The 20,034-nt window shown below is 41.1% G+C and carries 15 protein-coding genes and 1 tRNA gene; 7 read left to right on the plus strand and 9 right to left on the minus strand.

Going from position 1 to position 20,034, the window contains the following annotated elements:
* Position 1: 1 nt before the first annotated feature.
* From pth to GO009_RS14435, 3 genes are all read right to left on the minus strand, one after another.
* A complete protein-coding gene (pth, locus tag GO009_RS14425) occupies positions 2-631 on the minus strand; it encodes an aminoacyl-tRNA hydrolase (RefSeq protein ID WP_163627104.1) in 630 nt (209 codons plus the stop codon).
* Positions 632-720: 89 nt separating this feature from the next.
* A complete protein-coding gene (locus tag GO009_RS14430) occupies positions 721-1,359 on the minus strand; it encodes a 50S ribosomal protein L25/general stress protein Ctc (protein ID WP_163627106.1) in 639 nt (212 codons plus the stop codon).
* 19 nt (positions 1,360-1,378) lie between these two features.
* Positions 1,379-2,320, minus strand: coding sequence for a ribose-phosphate pyrophosphokinase (locus tag GO009_RS14435; RefSeq protein ID WP_163627108.1), 942 nt, complete (start codon positions 2,318-2,320; stop codon positions 1,379-1,381).
* Positions 2,321-2,481: 161 nt separating this feature from the next.
* Here GO009_RS14435 and GO009_RS14440 point away from each other — a divergent pair.
* The 3 genes from GO009_RS14440 to GO009_RS14450 all read left to right on the plus strand — a co-directional run bounded on the left by GO009_RS14440 (position 2,482) and on the right by GO009_RS14450 (position 6,153).
* A tRNA-Leu gene (locus tag GO009_RS14440) sits at positions 2,482-2,563 on the plus strand.
* Between the two features lie 522 nt (positions 2,564-3,085).
* On the plus strand, positions 3,086-4,360 hold the full coding sequence (locus GO009_RS14445) for a ribonucleotide-diphosphate reductase subunit beta (RefSeq protein WP_163627110.1): 1,275 nt from the start codon (positions 3,086-3,088) through the stop codon (positions 4,358-4,360).
* 2 nt (positions 4,361-4,362) lie between these two features.
* The gene (locus GO009_RS14450) at positions 4,363-6,153 is read left to right on the plus strand and encodes a ribonucleoside-diphosphate reductase subunit alpha (RefSeq protein WP_163627112.1); all 1,791 of its coding nucleotides are present in this window, start codon (positions 4,363-4,365) and stop codon (positions 6,151-6,153) included.
* Between the two features lie 79 nt (positions 6,154-6,232).
* On the opposite strand, the gene GO009_RS14455 is transcribed toward GO009_RS14450, so the two are convergent.
* Genes GO009_RS14455 through GO009_RS14465 form a run of 3 tightly spaced genes read right to left on the minus strand, consistent with a single transcriptional unit; the run spans position 6,233 to position 9,947 of the window.
* Positions 6,233-6,709: a DUF4625 domain-containing protein gene (locus GO009_RS14455; RefSeq protein WP_163627114.1), complete on the minus strand. Its 477-nt coding sequence runs from the start codon at positions 6,707-6,709 to the stop codon at positions 6,233-6,235.
* A 58-nt stretch (positions 6,710-6,767) separates the two neighbouring features.
* Complete coding sequence (locus GO009_RS14460) at positions 6,768-7,547, minus strand: DUF4625 domain-containing protein (RefSeq protein ID WP_163627116.1); 780 nt, start codon at positions 7,545-7,547, stop codon at positions 6,768-6,770.
* Positions 7,548-7,586: 39 nt separating this feature from the next.
* The gene (locus GO009_RS14465) at positions 7,587-9,947 is read right to left on the minus strand and encodes a TonB-dependent receptor (protein ID WP_163627118.1); all 2,361 of its coding nucleotides are present in this window, start codon (positions 9,945-9,947) and stop codon (positions 7,587-7,589) included.
* Positions 9,948-10,077: 130 nt separating this feature from the next.
* Between GO009_RS14465 and GO009_RS14470 the strand changes: the two genes are divergently transcribed.
* From GO009_RS14470 to GO009_RS14485, 4 genes are all read left to right on the plus strand, one after another.
* A complete protein-coding gene (locus GO009_RS14470) occupies positions 10,078-10,230 on the plus strand; it encodes a hypothetical protein (RefSeq protein ID WP_163627120.1) in 153 nt (50 codons plus the stop codon).
* 690 nt (positions 10,231-10,920) lie between these two features.
* Positions 10,921-13,962 carry a gliding motility-associated C-terminal domain-containing protein gene (locus GO009_RS14475; protein WP_163627122.1) on the plus strand — a complete coding sequence of 1,014 codons (3,042 nt, stop codon included), beginning with the start codon at positions 10,921-10,923 and terminating at the stop codon, positions 13,960-13,962.
* A 2-nt stretch (positions 13,963-13,964) separates the two neighbouring features.
* Entirely contained in the window at positions 13,965-14,906 is a 942-nt protein-coding gene (locus GO009_RS14480; RefSeq protein WP_163627124.1) for a type IX secretion system membrane protein PorP/SprF, read from the plus strand.
* A gap of 102 nt (positions 14,907-15,008) precedes the next feature.
* On the plus strand, positions 15,009-15,590 hold the full coding sequence (locus tag GO009_RS14485) for a bifunctional precorrin-2 dehydrogenase/sirohydrochlorin ferrochelatase (RefSeq protein ID WP_163627126.1): 582 nt from the start codon (positions 15,009-15,011) through the stop codon (positions 15,588-15,590).
* Positions 15,591-15,752: 162 nt separating this feature from the next.
* On the opposite strand, the gene GO009_RS14490 is transcribed toward GO009_RS14485, so the two are convergent.
* The 3 genes from GO009_RS14490 to GO009_RS14500 form a co-directional block, all read right to left on the minus strand.
* The gene (locus GO009_RS14490; protein WP_163627128.1) at positions 15,753-16,505 is read right to left on the minus strand and encodes a LytTR family DNA-binding domain-containing protein; all 753 of its coding nucleotides are present in this window, start codon (positions 16,503-16,505) and stop codon (positions 15,753-15,755) included.
* A gap of 10 nt (positions 16,506-16,515) precedes the next feature.
* Positions 16,516-18,255: a sensor histidine kinase gene (locus GO009_RS14495; protein ID WP_163627130.1), complete on the minus strand. Its 1,740-nt coding sequence runs from the start codon at positions 18,253-18,255 to the stop codon at positions 16,516-16,518.
* Between the two features lie 1,059 nt (positions 18,256-19,314).
* Positions 19,315-19,986: a hypothetical protein gene (locus tag GO009_RS14500; protein ID WP_163627132.1), complete on the minus strand. Its 672-nt coding sequence runs from the start codon at positions 19,984-19,986 to the stop codon at positions 19,315-19,317.
* Between the last annotated feature and the right edge of the window lie 48 nt (positions 19,987-20,034).

Raw genomic sequence — 20,034 nt, forward strand, 5'->3', positions numbered from 1 at the left:
ATTATTTGCCATTGAATTGGTTCATGGTGTTTTTTACACCAGCAAACACAAACGAGCGGATAAGGTCTGTAGATTTTTCCAGTCGTTCCGGCATGGCCTTTTGCTGTTCATCATCCCATTTGCCCAAAACATAATCAACTTGGTTGCCTTTACTAAAATCAGAACCGACACCAAATCTAAAACGGTTGTATTTGGTGGTCTGTAGCACATTTTGAATATCTTTCAGTCCATTATGTCCACCATCACTGCCCTTGCCCTTAAGGCGAATGGAGCCAAATGGAAGGTTGATGTCATCTGTAATGACCAGAACATTGTCCAAGCTTATATTTTCCTTGTCAATCCAATATTTTACCGCTTTTCCGCTCAGGTTCATATAGGTGGATGGTTTTAGGCAAATCACACTTTTTCCCTTATGCTTAAAGGTGGCCACGTCTCCCAACTTGGCACTTTCAAAAGTAAAGCCTTCTTGCTCGGCCAAATAATCAAGAACCTTGAACCCTATGTTGTGACGGGTTTCATCATATTTGGCTCCAATATTCCCCAGGCCGACAATCAAAAATTTTTTCATAGGGTCAGTTTCTTGCAATAGTTGTTTTGATGAGCCAAAAAGCTGTTTGATAAAATTGAGCATCTACTTTTTTCCATTTGTCTAAAAATACAAAAGCATCCCAAATTTTTACCAAGGTAAAAAAGGGATGCTCTTACAAATTTTTCAAAGTGCTATTCTGCAGCTTCGGCTTCAGGAGCCTCGCCACCTTCAGTAGCTTCTCCTTCTACTCCTTCTTCATCTTCGTCTTCAAGCTCTTCATCAACAGAAGTTCTAGAAGCTTTAACCTGAACGATAGCGGTACTATCTGGGTGTAAGAATGTGTAGTCGTCGTTAAGAATGGTTTCCACAGCAATGGTTTGACCGATTCTCAACTTGGAAATATCAATGGTGATAAAGTCGGGTAGCAAATCGGGCAATGCTCTAATGGAAAGTTTTCGCTTTCTAAACAGCAAGCGACCACCATTTTTCACCCCTGGAGAGTTTCCTTCCAAACGTACCGGGATTCTCATGGTGATTGGTTTGTCTTCGAACAATTGATAGAAATCGATGTGAAGGATATTGTCCGTTACAGGGTGAAATTGAATGTCCTGTAGTACGGCGGCAAATTTTTCGTCCTCCAATTCAATTACCACGGTGTGCGCATTTGGGGTGTACACCAAGTCTTTGAACGCGATTTCATCTGCTGAAAAATGCACTGGTTTATCCCCTCCGTACAGCACGCAAGGGACCTTTCCAGCATTACGTAAAGCTTTGGTCGCAACCTTGCCCACGCTTTCTCTTTGGGATCCTTTGATTGTAATTGACTTCATTGTTATATATTAAATTGATTTACATTAAAAATTTTGAAGATATTGACGTGTTGTGATGTACCCGGTGCATAACATCTGCAAAAAGGTCGGCACAAGACAACACCTTTATTTTTTCCTTATCGTGATCAATCGGAATGGAATCGGTAACGATCAGTTCCGATAATTTTGACTCTTCTATTCTTTCGTATGCTTTGCCAGATAGTAATCCGTGTGTTGTAACGGCACGTACGCTCTCGGCTCCTCTTTCCATCATCAAATCGGCGGCTTTGGTAAGTGTGCCGGCAGTATCGACCATATCATCCACCAAAACTACGTTTTTGCCCTGAACATCACCAATAAGTTCCATGTGGGAGATTACATTGGCTTTGGCCCTTTGCTTGTAACAGATCACTACATCGCATTCCAGAGCTTTGGAATAGGCGTAAGCCCTTTTGGAACCGCCCATATCCGGTGATGCAATACAGAGATTGTCCAATCCCAATCCTTTTAAATAAGGAAGAAATAGGGTGGAGGCAAATAAATGGTCCACTGGCTTTTCAAAGAACCCTTGAATTTGATCTGCATGCAGGTCCATGGTAATGATTCTTGTTGCACCAGCCGTCTCCAACATTTTGGCCACCAACTTTGCGGCGATGGGAACGCGTGGCTTGTCCTTTCTATCTTGTCTGGCCCAACCAAAATAGGGCATCACGGCCGTAATGTGCCTGGCTGAAGCTCTTTTGGCAGCATCCAACATTAACAACATTTCCATCAAGTTTTCCGAGCTTGGGTTGGTAGAACCGATGATAAAAATCCTGGCTCCTCGAATGGATTCCTCGAACGATGGTTGGAATTCACCATCGCTATAGCGTGAGAATTGGACTTTTCCCAATTCTGCACCGTAGGAAGCAGCGATTTTCTTGCCCAGCTCTACACTTTGGGTACAAGCAAAAATTTTAGGTTCCGGAACTTGATAGGCCATTACAATCTCTTGTTAACTAGCGTTTTAAAGTACTTTTTTGTAAGGAGGTGCAAATTTAAGAATTAATTCGGGTTGCTAAAGGATAAATCAAAGTATTTTTTGGTGATAAATAAAAAATATTTTTTAGCTTTGCACTCGCATTTAAAAAATGTGGTGCCAATGCCTTGGTGGCGGAACTGGTAGACGCGCTGGATTCAAAATCCAGTTCCTTCGGGAGTGAGGGTTCGATTCCCTCCCAAGGTACAAAAGGGATAAGCCGAGATTAGCGTCTCGGCTTTTTTTTTGGTATAATATTGGGTTTTTTCAACTATTTTTTATTGTTGATTCTCTTAAATTGTTGGGCATGGGCCAAATCTTTGAACGTTCCCACTTTGACCTTATGGGTAATCAAGTCACCAAGATTCAATACTTTCCATTTCAGTAGAGGTAAATCTTCCAAGAGAAAACTTAACTGCTTTCCAAAAGTCTAATTTTTGTAACAAGCTTTTTTGAGTTAAATATCGCTAGGGTTAGGCCATCCCTGCCCTTAATTGTTTTTTGAACATTTTTGTTAAAAAACTGTGAAAAAAAATTTAGTAGGAATGATGCTTGTTGGGTTTTTATCCGAGCCCTTATTCTGCGTTTGCTCCGACGGATTTTTACATTCCCAAAACGTAAATGTTGATAAAAGTGTTAAGAACCTAATGGGAGCAACTTAAAATTCAACAGAAGAAAATAGGAATTTTACATTCAAGCTATTTTTTACAACTCCAAACCGTTTTCTTCATGCAGATTACTCACATAACCAAAAGGGACTTTAGTACGCAAGAATTTGATTTACACAAGATTACCAATGCAATCTTGAAGGCTATGACGGCAGTAGACCATGGCCAGATCAACGATGCGCAGACCATTGCCAGTAACGTGAACAAGGTGTTATTGGAACGAAAAAGTCAGGATGAACATTATTTGCCTACAGTTGAAGAGGTACAAGATGTGGTGGAGAACGAACTTATGAACAGTGAGTTCCACGATGCCGCAAAAGCCTACATTATTTATAGAAACAAAAGGGCACAAATGCGCGAATCGGATATTTTCGAGAAACGCATCAACCTAAAGCCCTATGAGTATCCTCAATTGTATGAGTATGTTCCGGCAATCCGACATTCGTATTGGATACATACCGAATTTAATTTCACCAGCGATATCCAAGATTTTAAATCTGGTTTGAACGAGGTGGAGCGCAGCGCCATAAAAAACACCATGCTTGCCATTTCTCAAATTGAGGTGGCGGTAAAAACATTCTGGGGCGATATTTACCACCGTATGCCCAAACCGGAAATAGGTTCGGTAGGGGCGACATTTGCTGAAAGTGAAGTGCGTCACCACGATGCCTATTCACATTTATTGGAGATTTTGGGATTGAACCAGGAGTTTGAGAACCTGAAGAAGAAGCCGGTAATCATGAAGCGGGTGCAGTATTTGGAGACTGCACTTAAAAATGCAAAAAGCGAGAACAACAAGGAGTATGCAGAGTCCATTTTGCTCTTCTCTCTTTTTATTGAGCATGTATCCCTGTTTTCCCAGTTTTTGATCATCATGGCGTTCAACAAGCACAAAAATGTATTGAAGGGAATTTCGAATGTAGTCGAGGCCACCTCAAAAGAAGAACAGATTCATGGAGATTTTGGTATCGATGTGATCAACATCATTAAAAAAGAGCATCCGGAATGGTTCGATGATGAATATAAGACGATGATCCAGGATATCTGCGAAAAGGCATTCGAGGCGGAAAGTAAAATAGTGGACTGGATTTTTGAAGAAGGTGAATTGGATTTCTTGCCAAAGAACTTGGTCAACGAATTCATCAAGAACAGATTCAACAATTCATTGGAGAGCATCGGAATCCCCAAAATATTCGATGTCGATCCAAAACTATTGGAGCAGACCGAATGGTTCGATGACGAGATAATTGGAACAAAACACGGAGACTTTTTTGTAAAAAGATCCATCAACTATAGCAAAAGAACACAAAGTATAACAAGCGACGACCTATTTTAATTATGGAGAAGAGAACACAAATAACCCCGACCACCGATCAAAAGCAGGACAACAAAACACAAGAACTTGTAAATGCAAGAAAGGATACTTTGTCCAAACTTAAGAGTGAGGAAGACAAAGGATTTGAATGGTTGAACGAATATAGCCGAAAGTTTTTGGCATCTGGTTACCTTACCGAAGGGGTGAGTCCCGAGGAACGCATCCGTGAGATTGGTGACAGAGCGGAGGAGATTCTGCAAATTCCAGGCTATTCAGATAAATTCTACGGGTATATGTCCGAAGGTTTCTTCTCTTTGGCCTCTCCAGTATGGTCCAATTTTGGAAAAAAGCGCGGACTGCCCATTAGCTGTTTTGGGTCTCATATTGATGACGATATGGGGAACATCCTGTACACCCAATCAGAAGTCGGGATGATGTCCAAGCTTGGTGGGGGAACATCGGGTTACTTTGGTAAAATAAGACATAGGGGAGCTCCTGTAAAAAATAATGGACAAGCTTCTGGAGCAGTCCATATTATGCAGTTGTTCGAATCCATGGTGGACGTGGTAAGCCAAGGGTCGGTACGTCGCGGTCGTTTTTCTCCATATTTGCCGATTGACCATAAGGATATCATGGAATTCTTGGAAATTGGTACTGAAGGTAACCCTATACAGCAATTGACCCATGGGGTAACGGTGACCAACCAATGGATGCAGGAAATGATCGAGGGTGATGTTGATAAAAGAACCGTGTGGGCCAAAGTATTGCAACGCAGGGGCGAAATGGGGTATCCTTATATATTCTTCTCCGACAATGCCAATGATGGTGCTGCGGATGTGTATAAAGACAAGAACCACCGTATACACGCCAGTAACCTGTGTACCGAAATTATGCTGCCCTCCAATGATGATTGGTCGTTTGTTTGTGTGCTTTCCAGCATCAACCTGATGCATTACGACAAATGGAAGAAAACCGATGCCGTGGAAACCATGGTTCACTTTTTGGATGCAGTAATCACCGAGTTCATCGAAAAATTGGAAGCCTATAGGGATTCTTCAGACAGGGAAGACCAACAAACTTTCCTATTTATGGAAAGGGCCTATAATTTTGCAAAACAAAACCGTTCCTTGGGACTGGGCGCTTTGGGATGGCACTCTCTTTTACAGTCCAAAAGATTGGCCTTCAACAGCCAAGAAGCCTATAACCTGAACAGTGAGATTTTTAGGGAAATAAAAGAGCGTTCGTACAAAGCATCCGAGCAATTGGCAGACCGCTTTGGTGAACCAGAAGTATTAAAAGGTTATGGAAGACGCAATGCAACATTGAACGCGATTGCGCCAACCACCTCTTCGGCCTTTATTTTGGGCCAAGTATCCCAGGGAATCGAGCCTATTTGGTCCAATTGCTATGTAAAGGATATTGCCAAAATAAAGACCACCATCAAAAATCCATTTTTAATGGAATTGTTGGAAGAAAAAGGGAAAAACACCCCTGAAGTTTGGAAGAGTATCCGAGATATGGATGGTTCCGTACAGCATTTGGAATTCTTGACCGAAGAAGAAAAAGCTGTGTTCAAAACTTATTCAGAATTAGATCAGTTGGATATTGTGTACCAAGCGGCCAACAGACAAAACCATATAGATCAAGGGCAGTCCGTGAATATTATTGTACACCCAGATATGCCTACCAAGGACATCAACAAAATCCACGTTACCGCATGGAAGCTGGGTCTAAAATCCTTGTACTATCAGCATAGTATGAACGCAGCGCAAAAATTCAAGCAAAAGAAGGATTGTGTGAGCTGCGAGGCATAAAAGCAAATAACAACCAATAAAAAAAGGAGGTTCGAATTAACGAAACCTCCTTTTTTCTTCAAGCTAACTAGAAAAGAGATTACAGTATCTTAATGTCTACAGAAGTCCTGCTTTGCCAACCGGTAACATCGGTTACGGAGAATGAGCAATGGTAATCTCCTGTATCAATATCTTCTGGAATGTCAATTGAAACGTTGATTTCATATGAAGTGGTGCCCTCTTCAACATCAAAATTCTCTATATAAATCATAGGGTTCACTGCGTCCTTAATAGGTTCCAATTCACATTGGGCGCCTTGGTCATCGTGTGTATGATGGTCAAAATTGTGATGGATGTTCAAACTGTAAGCAGCAAGCGCAAGATTATCTGTCGCTCGAGCCTTAAAGGTGTAGGTGTTTCCCCTTTCCAGGACTTCACAAGCTTGGGGAAATCCACCATCGTAATCAATTGTTATGGATGGTTTTTCCTCATCAACACCGCTATCGTCACTACTGGAACAAGATACTAGCAATATTATCAAAGGAAGAATCTGTAAGTATTTGATAATCGATTTCATATTCATTTTTTTAGAATAATTAGCCGCATGGCACTTGGATACCATGCGGCAATTGGTTTTATGATGCAGTTACATCAATATGTGTTTCGTATTGTAGAGTGTTCCCATTCTCATCTTCGATAGTGAACAACATATGATATTCACCGGCAGGGGCAGTTGCGGGAACATCAATATGCTCATGGAACTCGACTTCGTTTTGTTCGTGGTAGCCTTCCGAATAGGTGTTTTCAAAATCCCATTCCACTTCGCCTTCACCTACGGACAAGTCGTGTCCGTGAATGTCGACTGTAATTTCATGGATTCCGTTTACCGCATTGATCATAAATTCTGCATGCATATCTGTACCGCGAACTACGGTCTCATCAATGGAAAATGCACTTAATGAGATGGCGTCCATAATGTCTACATGGCCTTCAACCTCGGTGCTGTTCCCCAATTCATCCGTAACGGTCAATGTAATATGGTATTCACCAGAAGGAATGTTCGATGGGATGTCAACATGCTCATGGAATGTCGGGTTGATTACCAAGTAACTGGCGTCGGTAAAGGTCTGTTCAAAATCCCATTCCACTTCACCTTCTCCTACTTCAAGGTCGTGTCCGTGAATGCTCAATTCGATACTGCTTACCGTTCCGGGAGCATTGATTTCTGCTTCCAGATGGATATCCGAACCTTTATAGGCCACTTGCTCTGTCGAGTGTGAACTCCCCTCACCATACTCGAAATTCGAAATTTCGGGTGCAGCTACAGCATCGCCCCCATCATCGTCACTGCTACAAGAATGTAAAGCAAAGGCTCCCAATGCGATAATCGCTAAAGATTTAAAATTTGTTTTCATGTTGTTTCTGTTTTTGGTGTTAAACTTCATTTGATTTAATTAAAATGGTACGGTCATCGATATAGATAGGTTCCTGCCAGGTTCAGGAACATCGATGAGCCTATAAAAACTGGTATGATCGTAGTATTCGGTATTGAATACATTGTTTAGTTTGATGCGTAATTGAGCTGGTTTCCCCTTGCCAAAGAGTTGGATTTTTGTGTTGGCCGAGAGATTGAGCGCTTGGTACCCATCGGTAACTTCTTCTGGAGGTACTATGTCGTTTTGAGCCGCGGTTACCCTAAAATCAGCCGTAACCTGAGGCGATTGCATAAATGCGACATCCTTGAATTGATAGCTGGCTGAGAATAACCCTGAAAGTGGTGGCGAAAACGGAATGGTAAAACCTTTTTTAGGTCCACTGGTCTGTCTGGAATACACATACTCGGCAGACGCATCCAACCGCAGCATCGGAGTTACGTTGATTCCGGCACGAGCTTCACCGCCAAACCGGAAAACCTTGCTTTGGGTGTACTCGTAAATTTGCAAGGTTTCATAATAATTAGGAGTTGGGTTCAGGTAAATGAAATTCTCAAAGAAATTCACGAATGGACTTATCCCAATGTTGAATTTTGAAGTGGAATGATCAATGTCGATATCCAATTGATAGGATTGCTCGGGGTCTAGGTCAATATTTCCCCTTTCGTATCGGTACATGTGATAATTTACCCCGTCGGAAGCCAGTTCGTTGGCCAAGGGCATTCTAAAACTCTTGCCAAGGTTTATTTTATAGGTGGTGTTTTGATGGATGTAACTCAATCCAAGGGAACCGCTCAAATTCCCGAATTCAAGACTTTTGTCGTGGGAACGTTGCACATACACATTAGATGTGGAACCATCGGGATTGTCAATTGGGGTTTGGAACCAATCAAAATGGGGTTTGGTGTCCATTACACCAGCATCGTACCTGAGGCCACCCTGTAGGTGCAGGTTCTCGTGTATTTTAAAATGGTCGTAGATAAAAATACCTGCCGAATATCTTTCATACGCTGGAATCAAAAATCCCCATCCGCCAATATTGTTGTTCTGTAGCTCGGCGTTTACGCCCAGGACGATATCGTGTTCCTCGTTCGTATTGTAGGTATCCTTGATGTTCAGGGAATAGGTGTTTTTGGTAAATATCCGTTCCCTACTATTGGGCGGTTTCGGCATATGGCCATGTGGTACGGGCTCCGAATTTTCATCCCGTTGGTTATTTTGGTAGCCCAAGTCAACATCCAAGGTGTGCCTGTCCAAATATATGGAGGTGTTGTTGGTGATTTTAAAGTGGTTCACCCTATGATAAGGAAGGTCCACATCCCTGTTGGAGCTGTCGTAATCTATGCTCGAAGAACGAACTTCCAGCCCATGGGCGTTGGCAAAAAACCCGTTTTTGGCATTTACATTGCTGAAAAAGGTTTCAGATTTAAAATTATCTGAGACAAAACCTATGCTGAAACTGGCGTTTATTTCCTCGCCCGCTGTGTTTCTGAGGTTGTTTTCATGAAGCTCAAAAATGTAGTTCTCATAGTTGATTTTGTCCGTGGGGACTTTATAATCGTCATAATCCCTATAAGTTAATCGGCCTCGATAGAACCACTTTTCCTTTCTGGACTGGATTCCGGTGGAAACACCGATAAGGTCATTATTGGTCTCTCCCAAAAGATTGATTTCTCCATCGAAAGAATTGGGGAGAGGGAGTTTGGCGGGTTGAATGTCCACCACGCCTGCAATAGCATCCGAGCCATAAACGAGTGAAGCGGGCCCCTTAATAATTTGGATGTTCTCGATTCCATACTGATCAATTTCGAGGCCGTGATCGTTGCCCCACTGTTGTGCTTCGTGCTTAATACCGTTTTGTACAACACTTACCCTATTAAAGCCCAAACCACGGATAACAGGTTTGGATTGCCCGGAGCCTATGGTTATGGTGCTAACCCCGGGAATTTTTTTTAGGGTTTGCATTAGGCTGTTTTCCCGATTGCTTTTTAAGAACTCTTCATCTATCCCTACGGCTATGGTGGAGAGCTCCTGAGCTTTGCGCTTTTCTGTTTTTCCGAGCAGTTCCACACCATCCAGACTGGTAACGGACTCCTTTAACCGGATGACCAGACCTTCGATATCCCCATCAAGGATTTGGATTGTAAATTGGTTATGGGCATAGCCAATATGTGTAATCTCGAACTTAAAGGTCCCTACGGGAACTTCTCTAATGATGAATTCACCATTATCTGCCGAAACCGCGTATAAACTTTCTCCTATAATGTTGGCCCCCGCAATGGGTTCCGAGGTATTTGCATCTACCACAATACCTTTTATCGTGTGGTGCTCTTGTGCAGATGCTTGTGTACATAGGCTAAAAAATAGCCATGTAACCAGCATTTTTTTAATCATCGTATGAATACTATGGGTTCTCAAATGGCTTCTGGGACAGAAGCATTATCGTCGGCTCCCATTACAGTGATTCCAAGAAAGCTAGAATGTGCAGATTAAGGGTCAAATCAAAAAGAATATGTGCGACGTATGTTTTAGCACATATCTTGATATAGAAAACGAATTGATACAGACCATTGACTCCCAATTATTGGGAGCTGAACTACTTTCTGGAAAAAATGAACGGGATATTAAACGGCTGGAGGTGGCCGAGAGAAAAGGAGGCTTGTAGCTATGCTGCTAGAAACCTGAAAATTATATTCAGAGCCTATTTCCTTTTGAAGAACAAACTCAATGTTCTTGGCCAAGGGCTCTAAGGAATCATTTAAGATTCCGGGGGCATGGGTGTCGGAGGCAATATTGTGGCATATGGCACAATGGTCCATATAGTCCTCCTTGTCGTCATGGTGCGTTAATGCATGAAGGCCTACAAGCTTCGTTGCCAAGAAAAGGACAAGAAAGGCATAGGTGACGCTATTTAATAGGCGATTTTGTTTCATGCGGATACAAACTTATTAAAAAACATTGTATCGGAAGTGAAATTCTTCCATAGTAAGGTATTTTTAAGATTTTATAAAACTAATTGCGTCAATTTTACCATATTTCTTGTCCTGATGTGCTGTCATCTTTAGACTTTTAATTGTGAAGGTAGATGTTCCTTACCATTTAAAAAGTTTGGATAGGTTTGGTTTAAGTGGTCAACACCTAAAAAAGATTACAGAGAGGCGATGCTTCTTTCATCGGTTATTGGTGTTTTCACAACAAAAGCAACTTTTCATACAACATAACTTCCCATTTTCACCCTGTTCTTGATATGTTTGGGTATGTCTTACTACGTAAGGCCAACCTCATCAACTAAAATATGAACCAACCCCAATCCTCCCTGCTTTATAGGTGTTTTTTGTTGATAGTAATTTTTCTTGTGTTTGTTTCATTTCAAAATGCATATTCACAATCTTCTGGAGATATTGATCTATCCTTAACAAAAACCATTGACAAGTCGCCACCCTTGGTGAGCGATAATGTTAGGTTTACCCTTACTGTTACTAATGATGGTCCAAGTGAGGCGACCTCTGTGGAGGTTACCGACCTTTTACCTTCAGGGTATACCTATGTAACGGATAATGGCGAAGGTGCGTACAATGAGGCCACTGGGATATGGAATGTAGGGTCTTTGGCCAGTGGAGGTACCATAAGCCTAAATATTCTGGCTAAAGTAAATGCTTCAGGCGACTACGATAATGTTGCAGAGATAACCGGACACGACCAAACGGATATTGATTCAACACCGAATAACGATGCACCCGGTGAGGATGACCAAGACGAGGTTTCTGTAATACCGGAACCTTTGGTGGATGTTTCCGTGACCAAGACTGTAGATGAGTTTATCCCCGAAGTGGGAGAGGAGATAGTTTTTACCATAACCGTTCAAAACGATGGACCTAGCGATGCCACCAATGTGGTGGTCACCGATGTTTTGGCCTCGGGTTATCAATTGGTGAATGCAGTACCTTCAGAAGGGACATACAATGCATCCAATGGCTCTTGGGTTGTCGGCAATTTGCCTAATGGGGATGCGGAAACCTTGGAAGTGACCGTACAGGTTCTATCAACGGGAAATTATACCAATACGGCCGAGTTGACCAATGTAGCTGAGAAAGATGCGGATTCAACCCCTAATAATAACAACGAATCTGAAGATGATCAACAGACCATTGAACCCATTCCAATCCCTGTTGCAGATCTTCTTTTGCGTAAATCCGTGAACGTGCTGAGCCCCTATGTGGGCCAAGAAGTTATTTTTACGGTGAACATAACCAATCTGGGACCAAGTGATGCATCAGGTGTTGAGGTAAAGGATCTTTTGCCCGATGGATATACCTATGTTTCCCATACAACTACGGCAGGAATTTACAATGCAACCTCTGGAATGTGGGTGCTCAACGGTGATTTGGCAGATGGAAGCACGGATACCTTGATCATTGTGGCCACGGTAAATAATTCGGGAGACCATTTTAATGTTGCCGAAGTATTTGCTTCCGATCAATACGACCCGAATTCCATTCCGAACAACAATAATGTTTTTGAAAACGACCAAGATAACGCTGGAACCACGCCCATTCCCTCTGCCGATTTGGCCTTGAACGTAAGTGTGGACAATGATTTCCCCGATGTTGGGGCACAGATAACGTTCACCATTGCCCTGATAAACGAGGGGCCGAGCAATGCCTTGGGCGTTGAAGTTAAAAATGTACTGCCCGATGGGTTTACCTATATTTCCGATGATTCAGGAGGACTTTTTAATTCATCCAACGGAGTTTGGAATGTAGGTACTATTGCTCTTGAATCCCAAATGGAGTTGAACATTGTAGCCGAGGTGAATCCTTCCGGAGCTTATACCACTACTTCAGAAGTGGTGGATGCAACCTTTTTTGATGCGGATTCAACGCCAAACAACCATATACTTGCCGAAGATGATCAAGACGAGCAATCTGTAACACCAAGGTACATTACCGATATTTCGGTTTCAAAAACGGTGAACGATATGAACCCCGAAGTGGGCGATGAAATTGTTTTCACCATTGAGGTAAGCAATAATGGTCCCAACGATGCTTCAGGATTAATCATTGAGGATAAACTTGAAAGTGGGTACGCATTTGTGTCAGCAACCGTAACATCGGGAATCTATGATGAAATCGCAGGTTCGTGGGATTTGCCGGCCGTTTCCAACGGCTCAACCCAAACTTTGGAAATACGGGCAAGGGTGCTTTCCAGTGGAAATTACCAGAATACAGCGGAACTTACCGCTTTGGATACGTATGACCCAGATTCAACCCCAAACAATAATTTAGGTTCCGAGGATGACCAAGAAACCGTAATTCCGGATCCTGGTGGATTGAGTGATTTATCCCTGAGTAAAACTGTGGACAATGCCAATCCCAATGTGGGGGATGTGGTTCGGTTTGTGGTGAGTGTCACCAACCATGGTCCATCAGATGCCAGAAATGTTAAGGTCACCGATATGTTGCCATCTGGATACACCTACGAATCACATACGTCAACGGCTGGGGTTTACAATGTTGATTCAGGGATTTGGAGCGTAAACAGAACTATTCTGGATCAGGACACAGAAAGTCTGGAAATTTTGGCCGCGGTCAATGCGCCAACAGGAGCCGAAGACGAATATTTGAATACAGCTTTCATTTCGGAAAGTTTGTATGCCGACCCGGACAGTGACCCTTCAATGGGGCTGGATGAAGATGATTTTGCAGATGGTATTGCAGATGATGACGAAGCTACTGCCTTTGTAGCGCCTCAAACTACAGACATCACAATCATAAAAAATGTGGACAATACCATGCCCAACATTGGTGATGAGGTTGTTTTTGAAATAACCGTAACCAATCAAGGTATGGATGATGCCACTCATCTTGGAATTGAGGAGCAGTTGCCTTTGGGCTATAGTCATGTAAGCTCGGAAGTAACAGTGGGCACGTACGATGCTGCATCATCTTTTTGGGAAATTGAATCGTTGCCCGTTTCCGAATCCGCAACATTGTTGCTTACGGTAAAGGTCTTGGATATTGAAGAATACCTAAATGTGGCAAGTTTGGCCTATGTGAATCAATGGGACACCGATGAAGCAAACAACTTTGCCGAAGCTTTTGTGGAACCTAGCTGTTTGGTGGTGTACAACGAGTTTTCGCCCAATGGGGATGGGGTTAACGACTATTTTAAGATTGATTGTATTTCCCGTTATCCCGATAATACGCTTCAGGTATATAACAGATGGGGCAACATTGTTTTTGAGAAACGTTCGTACAACAATGATTGGGACGGTACGCCCAACGGAAGGGCCGTTGTTCAAAAAGAAGACCAATTGCCGGTAGGAACCTATTATTACGTACTGGATTTGGGCGATGGGTCCGAACCACGAACAGATTGGTTGTATATAAATAGATAAATATGGGGATTGTTTCAAAAAAATATATAACCAAAGGATTTAAGCAAGTTTGTGCATTGCTGGTCGTGATGTGTTCAATTTCCATGTATGCGCAACAGGACCCTCAATTTACCCAGTACATGTACAACACCATGAGTGTGAACCCGGCCTATGCAGGCTCTAATGGACATTTAACCGCTTTGCTGATGCACCGTTCCCAATGGGTTGGGGTAAATGGTGCGCCAAATACCCAAGTACTGGCGGTAGATTCACCTTTGGAAAACAAACTTGGGATAGGGGGAATAATTGCCCGTGATGCTTTGGGGCCTTCTTCCGAAATTTCCTTGGACGGAAACGTTACTTATACCATTCAACTGGACAGTACCAACAGAAAACTCTCCTTTGGCATGAAGGTTGGCGGGCGCATTTTTGATGTGGATTTTTCCAAAGGACTCACTGATGAAGCCGATGTTGCCTTTCAAAACAATATAAAGAGCAAATTTTTTCCAACCATAGGAGCAGGGATATATTACGATTCAGGAAAAGGGTATTTGGGTTTTGCCATACCCAATTTCTTTTCGCAAAAGCATTACGATGGGGAAGAACAGGAAATTGCTGCAGAGCGTTTACATTATTATTTTATTGGTGGAAAAGTGTTTGATTTGACCCCTGATGTAAAACTGAAACCCGCTTTCTTTGTAAAATGGGTGCCAGGAGCACCTATAATAGCCGATGTATCGGTAAATACGCTACTCAAGGAGACCTTTACCTTTGGTTTGGCCTATCGGTGGGACGATTCTTTCTCTACCTTGTTGGGTATGCAGATCAACCCAAATTTTAGCGCAGGTTATGCCTACGACCTTACCACGTCCAATTTGGCAAGCTACACGGGAGGGTCGCACGAGCTGTTTGTAAGGTACGAGTTCAAATCCTCCCAAAAACAGAAAGAAACGCCAACATTTTAAATAGTGGGCAACATATCTTCACTTTAAGAAGTGTACATCGGCAAAAAATAGTCATTATCTTTAGCATTGCAATAGAAAGTAAGCTGCTAAAATTGATTTGCTATGGAGAGGAATGAGTTGTACCCCGTTTTTTTGAAAGTTTCAAACCTGAACGTACTAATTGTGGGAGGAGGCAATGTTGGATTGGAAAAGCTGACTTTTTTATTGAAATCCAGTCCCAATGCCCAAGTTCAGATGGTAGCTCCAGAATTTTTGCCAGCAACATTAGAATTGGCCGAAAAGCATGATGTGAAAATTACAAGGCAAGCCTATTCAGAAAATTTTTTGGAAGGAAAACATATAGTTGTTGCCTGTACGGACAAACCAGAGGTGAATGAACAGGTGTACCAGGACTGTAGGAACAGGAGTATATTGGTAAATGTAGCGGACAACCCACCATTTTGCGATTTTTACATGGGCGGCATTGTGACCAAGGGCAATGTTAAGGTCGCCATTTCAACAAACGGAAAATCTCCGACCACGGCCAAACGGCTGCGTCAATTTTTTGAGGATGTTCTCCCCGAAAATATAGACGATCTGGTGAACAACCTTAACGAATACCGCAAAACCTTGAAAGGGGATTTTGAGCAAAAGGTAGAGGCCTTGAACGAGTTCACGAAAGGGTTGGTGAACAAGAAGGATTGATCACTCGATAATCGAGACTTAAACCTGACTGCCGTCAGGCAAGTTGCTCTGAGGCTTGCCTCGAAATCAAAATTACTTTCCTGCCAATGTATCTTGGGCCTGCCTTTGTCGGCAGACAGGCTTGCCCGGGGTAGTTTACAGCTTCAATTTTTGAAACGAGTTTTACAACCGCTTCATGGCTTCGATCAAATCATCTTTTTTTCTTGGTGAAATGTTTACTTCCAAATCATTGTCCATGATTAGGCGGCCGCCTTCGGATTTAACATATTTTTTCACCTTTTTTAAGTTGATAAGGTAGCTGTTGTGCACCCTCATAAACTGGTGTTCCGAAAGTAAGTTTTCATATTCTTTTAGGTGTTTGCTAACCAAGAGCGTACTTTCGTCCTCGAGCATAAAAGAGGTGTAGGAACCATCGGCTTTGCATGCGATAATGTCGTCAATGGCGATAAATTCCATGCCCGATGTTGTGGCCAAGCAAATTTTCTCGGGTCTTATCTTTCCTCTGGAAATGCTTTGCATTAAAGTATCCAGTTGCTCCCGGTATACGTTGGTATCCATTCTGGTTCTGGCTTTTTCTACAGCTTGTTGCAGCTCATCCAAGTCAATAGGTTTTAACAAATAATCCAACGAACTGAATTTTATGGCTTTTATGGCATATTTTTCAAAGGCTGTTGTAAAAATGACCTCAAAGTTGGGATCCTTGATTTGATTCAATACATCAAACCCTACCCCGGATTGGAGTTCGATATCCAAAAAAACGATGTCCGGGCTATATATGGACAACACTTTTACCGCTTCATTAACGGTGCCGGCCATTGCAATTACTTCAACATCTTTACAAAATTCCTCCAACATGGATTTTAGGGTTTCCCTGCTGTGTTTTTCATCTTCGATTATTACTGCTTTTAGAATCATTGGGTTGTTTTTAGGGGTTATATAATCGTATTGTTACTTTGGTTCCGCTAGGTTGGCTATTGGAATCGAACTTGTCTATGATTTCTATGGTGTTTTTATGTTGATCGGATTTGTCGAGCATTTTTAGTCTTTTTTTGGTGATTTCCATTCCCCTGGATTTTTTCTTGCCCACCCCAGATTTGAAATACTGTCTCCCAATACCATTGTCCTCGATTTCTATAACGTAGTATTCTCCTTCTTGCAAAAAGCGTAGTTCAAGGGTTTTTTCTCCATCTTTTTTACCCACCAATCCATGGATTATCGCATTTTCGACAAATGGCTGAACCAGCATTAGGGGAATTTCAACACTATCCAGATCAATGGGGTCATCTACTGTAATGGTATAGGAAAATGCATTATCAAACCGTAATGATTCAAGTTCCAAATAGGAATGTAACAGCTCTATTTCATCGGCAAGGGTTACCGTGGTCTCGTACGAGCTCTCCAACACGTTACGTGCCAATTTACCAAACTTTGTGAGGTAATTTAAAGCGGCGGTTTTATTGTTGATCAATATTAGGTGTTGGATGGAACTTAGTGAATTAAAGAAGAAGTGAGGGTTCATTTGTGCGCGTTTAACACTGATCTCTTTTAGGGACACTTCTTTTTGAAGCTCCAATTTGTCATCATATTCCAGTTTAATTTTGTAGGCAAGCCCCAGGGAGAAGATAATGATTTCTAAAATAGAACCGCCCATCATGTAATACTTGTTAGGGATAAACCAATAGGCCAGTGCTCCCAACATAAATATAAATGAACCCACAACAATGAATATGGCTAGCTTGTCCTTGGCTTTGTACAAAAGGAAGAGCATTGAGAAAAGCCCAAAAAGGGTCATAAACAATCTTTGAACGTTTAGAATGTTGCCCTGTATTTGATGTAAACCCAAAAAATAAGTCAAAAAATGTACTACTGTCACGAAGATTAAAAATACTACAGCTAAGCTGATCATACTGTTAAGTTGGGGATAATATTGTGCTGTTGCCAAGTAGTATTTTGCAAAGAGCAGATAAAATAAATTAATAAATACTTGAGAAATCATCACAATCCAAAAGCCTGCCTTACTTTCAAAAAGGGTATTTAAAGTAGGTATGTCAATTCCTGCAAGATAAGTAGCCGAGAAAAGTACGTATAATGAATAGAACAGAAACTCAACCTTTTTGATGTTAAGGTACACAACAAGAAAAATCAAGAACAAAATGGAACAGGCCCCTAAATAGAATAGGGAAGGGGTTAACTTATTTATATCTTGTCCAGTATAGTAATCGGTGTAAAACCGGTTCGAGGTATTGGAAAGATATTCAAAATGGGCCGGATTTGAAGGTGGGGAGTACATGCGACATTTAATGTACAAATACCTGTTCGAAATTAAATTTTCTTGTTGGAACAAAACGCCGTTGGGATAAATCAAAGAACCGTTTCCCTCTTTTGGATTAAACTGACCAAAGTTTTTTTGGCCAATGGAGTCTCCACTAAGATAATACAGCGTTGCTTCGTTAAAAGGGGTTGTCCTTAAACGCCATGATTTTTGGGTGTGAAGCGTATCGAGTTCATTCTTAAAATCAACTTGAAACCAATAGGTAGGGCCAACTTCCAACGAAACATTATGAACAGGTTTAAAGGAATGATTGTTTAGAACTTCTGTAAGTTTTAAACCTGAATCATCAGCCATAAAATATGAAACAGGGAGTTTTTTGGTGGCTCGGTCCAACTCGATTGATTGGGCTGATAAGGCCGTAGATAAAAGAGATAAGAAAAGACAAATGGTTCTTGAAAAAGGCTGTACTGTTTTAAAGAAGATAGTGGAAGTTGATTGTAGTGAATGACAAACAATAAGACTAATAAGGAAATTGTATTGCTTTTGTTTTGGAACAATATAGTTTGTCATTGGAATCATTCAGAAAGGAGGAAATTTAGAGATCAACCTTCTTAGGTCAATTTTTCAGAACATTTTTTTCTTTCAATTATTGTAGGAATTAATTTATTTTTATATGTTTGGGTAAAGTGCATAATACAGCTTGATTTACCAAGGTTTATTGGTGAAGAAAGTGATAATGTTAAGGTTTGGCTCATAAAATAAGGGTGTTATGATTTTATATACTCATAAGTAAAACTTTAGTCTACCTTGGCATTCATTCTTTTAATTACTAATGTTAACGAACCCTTTATCTGTTTGTGGACTTTCTTCAAGATAATGGTTTCTTCAATCTTTTCGATTTTTAGATAAAAACTTTTTAACCTATTAAGTTAAACAATTTTTTTGGGGGAAGAGTAAATATGGCCTTAAAAACAGACAGTTGATCGTTTTAAGTTGAATAGATCGAGACATATCTGCATAGACCTTTAACAAAAATAACTCACCACTTTCTTTTCTTATTGAACTGTTGCGCAGCATAACCCCATACTTGCTCTCAGCTGAAGAAAATACTTATGGTGAGTTTGTGATTAGTGATTTAGTATTGCTTAATAGTTAATTTTTTGAATTGTGGGCTGTACTGTCTTTATCGCCAGAACTAAAGACAAGAACATTAAAGTTTCTGTACAGCCCAACATTCTTTGTTTGTTATGGGTTAAATCTACTTCGGTTTCATTAAAAAAAGTGGTGCAATTTGATGAATGCATGTTTTGAGTTTATGGATGGCCGTTATGGATTTATCTGTATATTTAGAAGTGGAAAAAAAGTGTAAAATGGGATTTCTATTTTGAGGAAGATCCCATTTTACGTTTACATGAGAACACTAAAAAATCATTGCATGCTTTGTAATGGTTTTTATGTAGTTGCAAATAACCTTTCCTTATTAATCTGTTCCATGGGTCTGGTTACGGTACGTACTTTTTTTCGTTGGGGCATTTTTGCAACATAGTGTCCTTTAAAATCTATGGAAGCTATATTACTTAAGTGTCCCAGCACATCTTCAAAATCATGTATGTTTATTCCGGCCTTTTCCAAACTTTTGTGAATGGTATAATTGTTTGGTGAGGCTCCCCAATTACCATAGATCCTTTCATCACTGAATTTTATGATCAAGATTTTAAGGTTTTTCAAATGATAAGTGGGGATATGAAAATGGGATACCCCATCTTTTAGTGATTTAAAGGTGACATATACTTTGCCAACATTCTTGTAAACACTCGCTTTATAGCCCATGGCTGCATTGTTCAAGGGTAGTTTAAAGCAGGTGTCCTCCGATTCCAGATAAAAAAGGATTGGGTTTTTGTGGAGTACTTCTTCAGTAATGTGGGGAGCCTCTATGCTTAAGGACCAACTGGGCAATTGTTCCCTAATGTCAAACGATAACAACTCTACGGTATTCGGAGCCATAGGTTTATAATCGTCCTGCAGAATCTTTGTTAAAGAAACGGATTTGTTTAAAAGATAAAGTGGGTATCCAATAATTACGGCTGCACAAATCAATGTCCAAATAATGGTCAATAAATGCATAATTCATTTTTTTGATTAAGAATTTGGGAACTTTAATCTTGTACCAAG

This window comes from Allomuricauda sp. TY007 (assembly GCF_010468565.1).
Classification (GTDB): domain Bacteria; phylum Bacteroidota; class Bacteroidia; order Flavobacteriales; family Flavobacteriaceae; genus Flagellimonas.

Excerpts from the sequence above, each read along its gene's own strand:
- pth (WP_163627104.1), bottom strand. The coding sequence starts at position 631 with ATGCTCAATTTTATCAAACAGCTTTTTGGCTCATCAAAACAACTATTG.
- GO009_RS14430 (WP_163627106.1), bottom strand. The coding sequence starts at position 1,359 with ATGAAGTCAATTACAATCAAAGGATCCCAAAGAGAAAGCGTGGGCAAG.
- GO009_RS14435 (WP_163627108.1), bottom strand. The coding sequence starts at position 2,320 with ATGGCCTATCAAGTTCCGGAACCTAAAATTTTTGCTTGTACCCAAAGT.
- GO009_RS14445 (WP_163627110.1), top strand. The coding sequence starts at position 3,086 with ATGCAGATTACTCACATAACCAAAAGGGACTTTAGTACGCAAGAATTT.
- GO009_RS14450 (WP_163627112.1), top strand. The coding sequence starts at position 4,363 with ATGGAGAAGAGAACACAAATAACCCCGACCACCGATCAAAAGCAGGAC.
- GO009_RS14455 (WP_163627114.1), bottom strand. The coding sequence starts at position 6,709 with ATGAAATCGATTATCAAATACTTACAGATTCTTCCTTTGATAATATTG.
- GO009_RS14460 (WP_163627116.1), bottom strand. The coding sequence starts at position 7,547 with ATGAAAACAAATTTTAAATCTTTAGCGATTATCGCATTGGGAGCCTTT.
- GO009_RS14465 (WP_163627118.1), bottom strand. The coding sequence starts at position 9,947 with ATGCTGGTTACATGGCTATTTTTTAGCCTATGTACACAAGCATCTGCA.
- GO009_RS14470 (WP_163627120.1), top strand. The coding sequence starts at position 10,078 with ATGTGCGACGTATGTTTTAGCACATATCTTGATATAGAAAACGAATTG.
- GO009_RS14480 (WP_163627124.1), top strand. The coding sequence starts at position 13,965 with ATGGGGATTGTTTCAAAAAAATATATAACCAAAGGATTTAAGCAAGTT.
- GO009_RS14485 (WP_163627126.1), top strand. The coding sequence starts at position 15,009 with ATGGAGAGGAATGAGTTGTACCCCGTTTTTTTGAAAGTTTCAAACCTG.
- GO009_RS14490 (WP_163627128.1), bottom strand. The coding sequence starts at position 16,505 with ATGATTCTAAAAGCAGTAATAATCGAAGATGAAAAACACAGCAGGGAA.
- GO009_RS14500 (WP_163627132.1), bottom strand. The coding sequence starts at position 19,986 with ATGCATTTATTGACCATTATTTGGACATTGATTTGTGCAGCCGTAATT.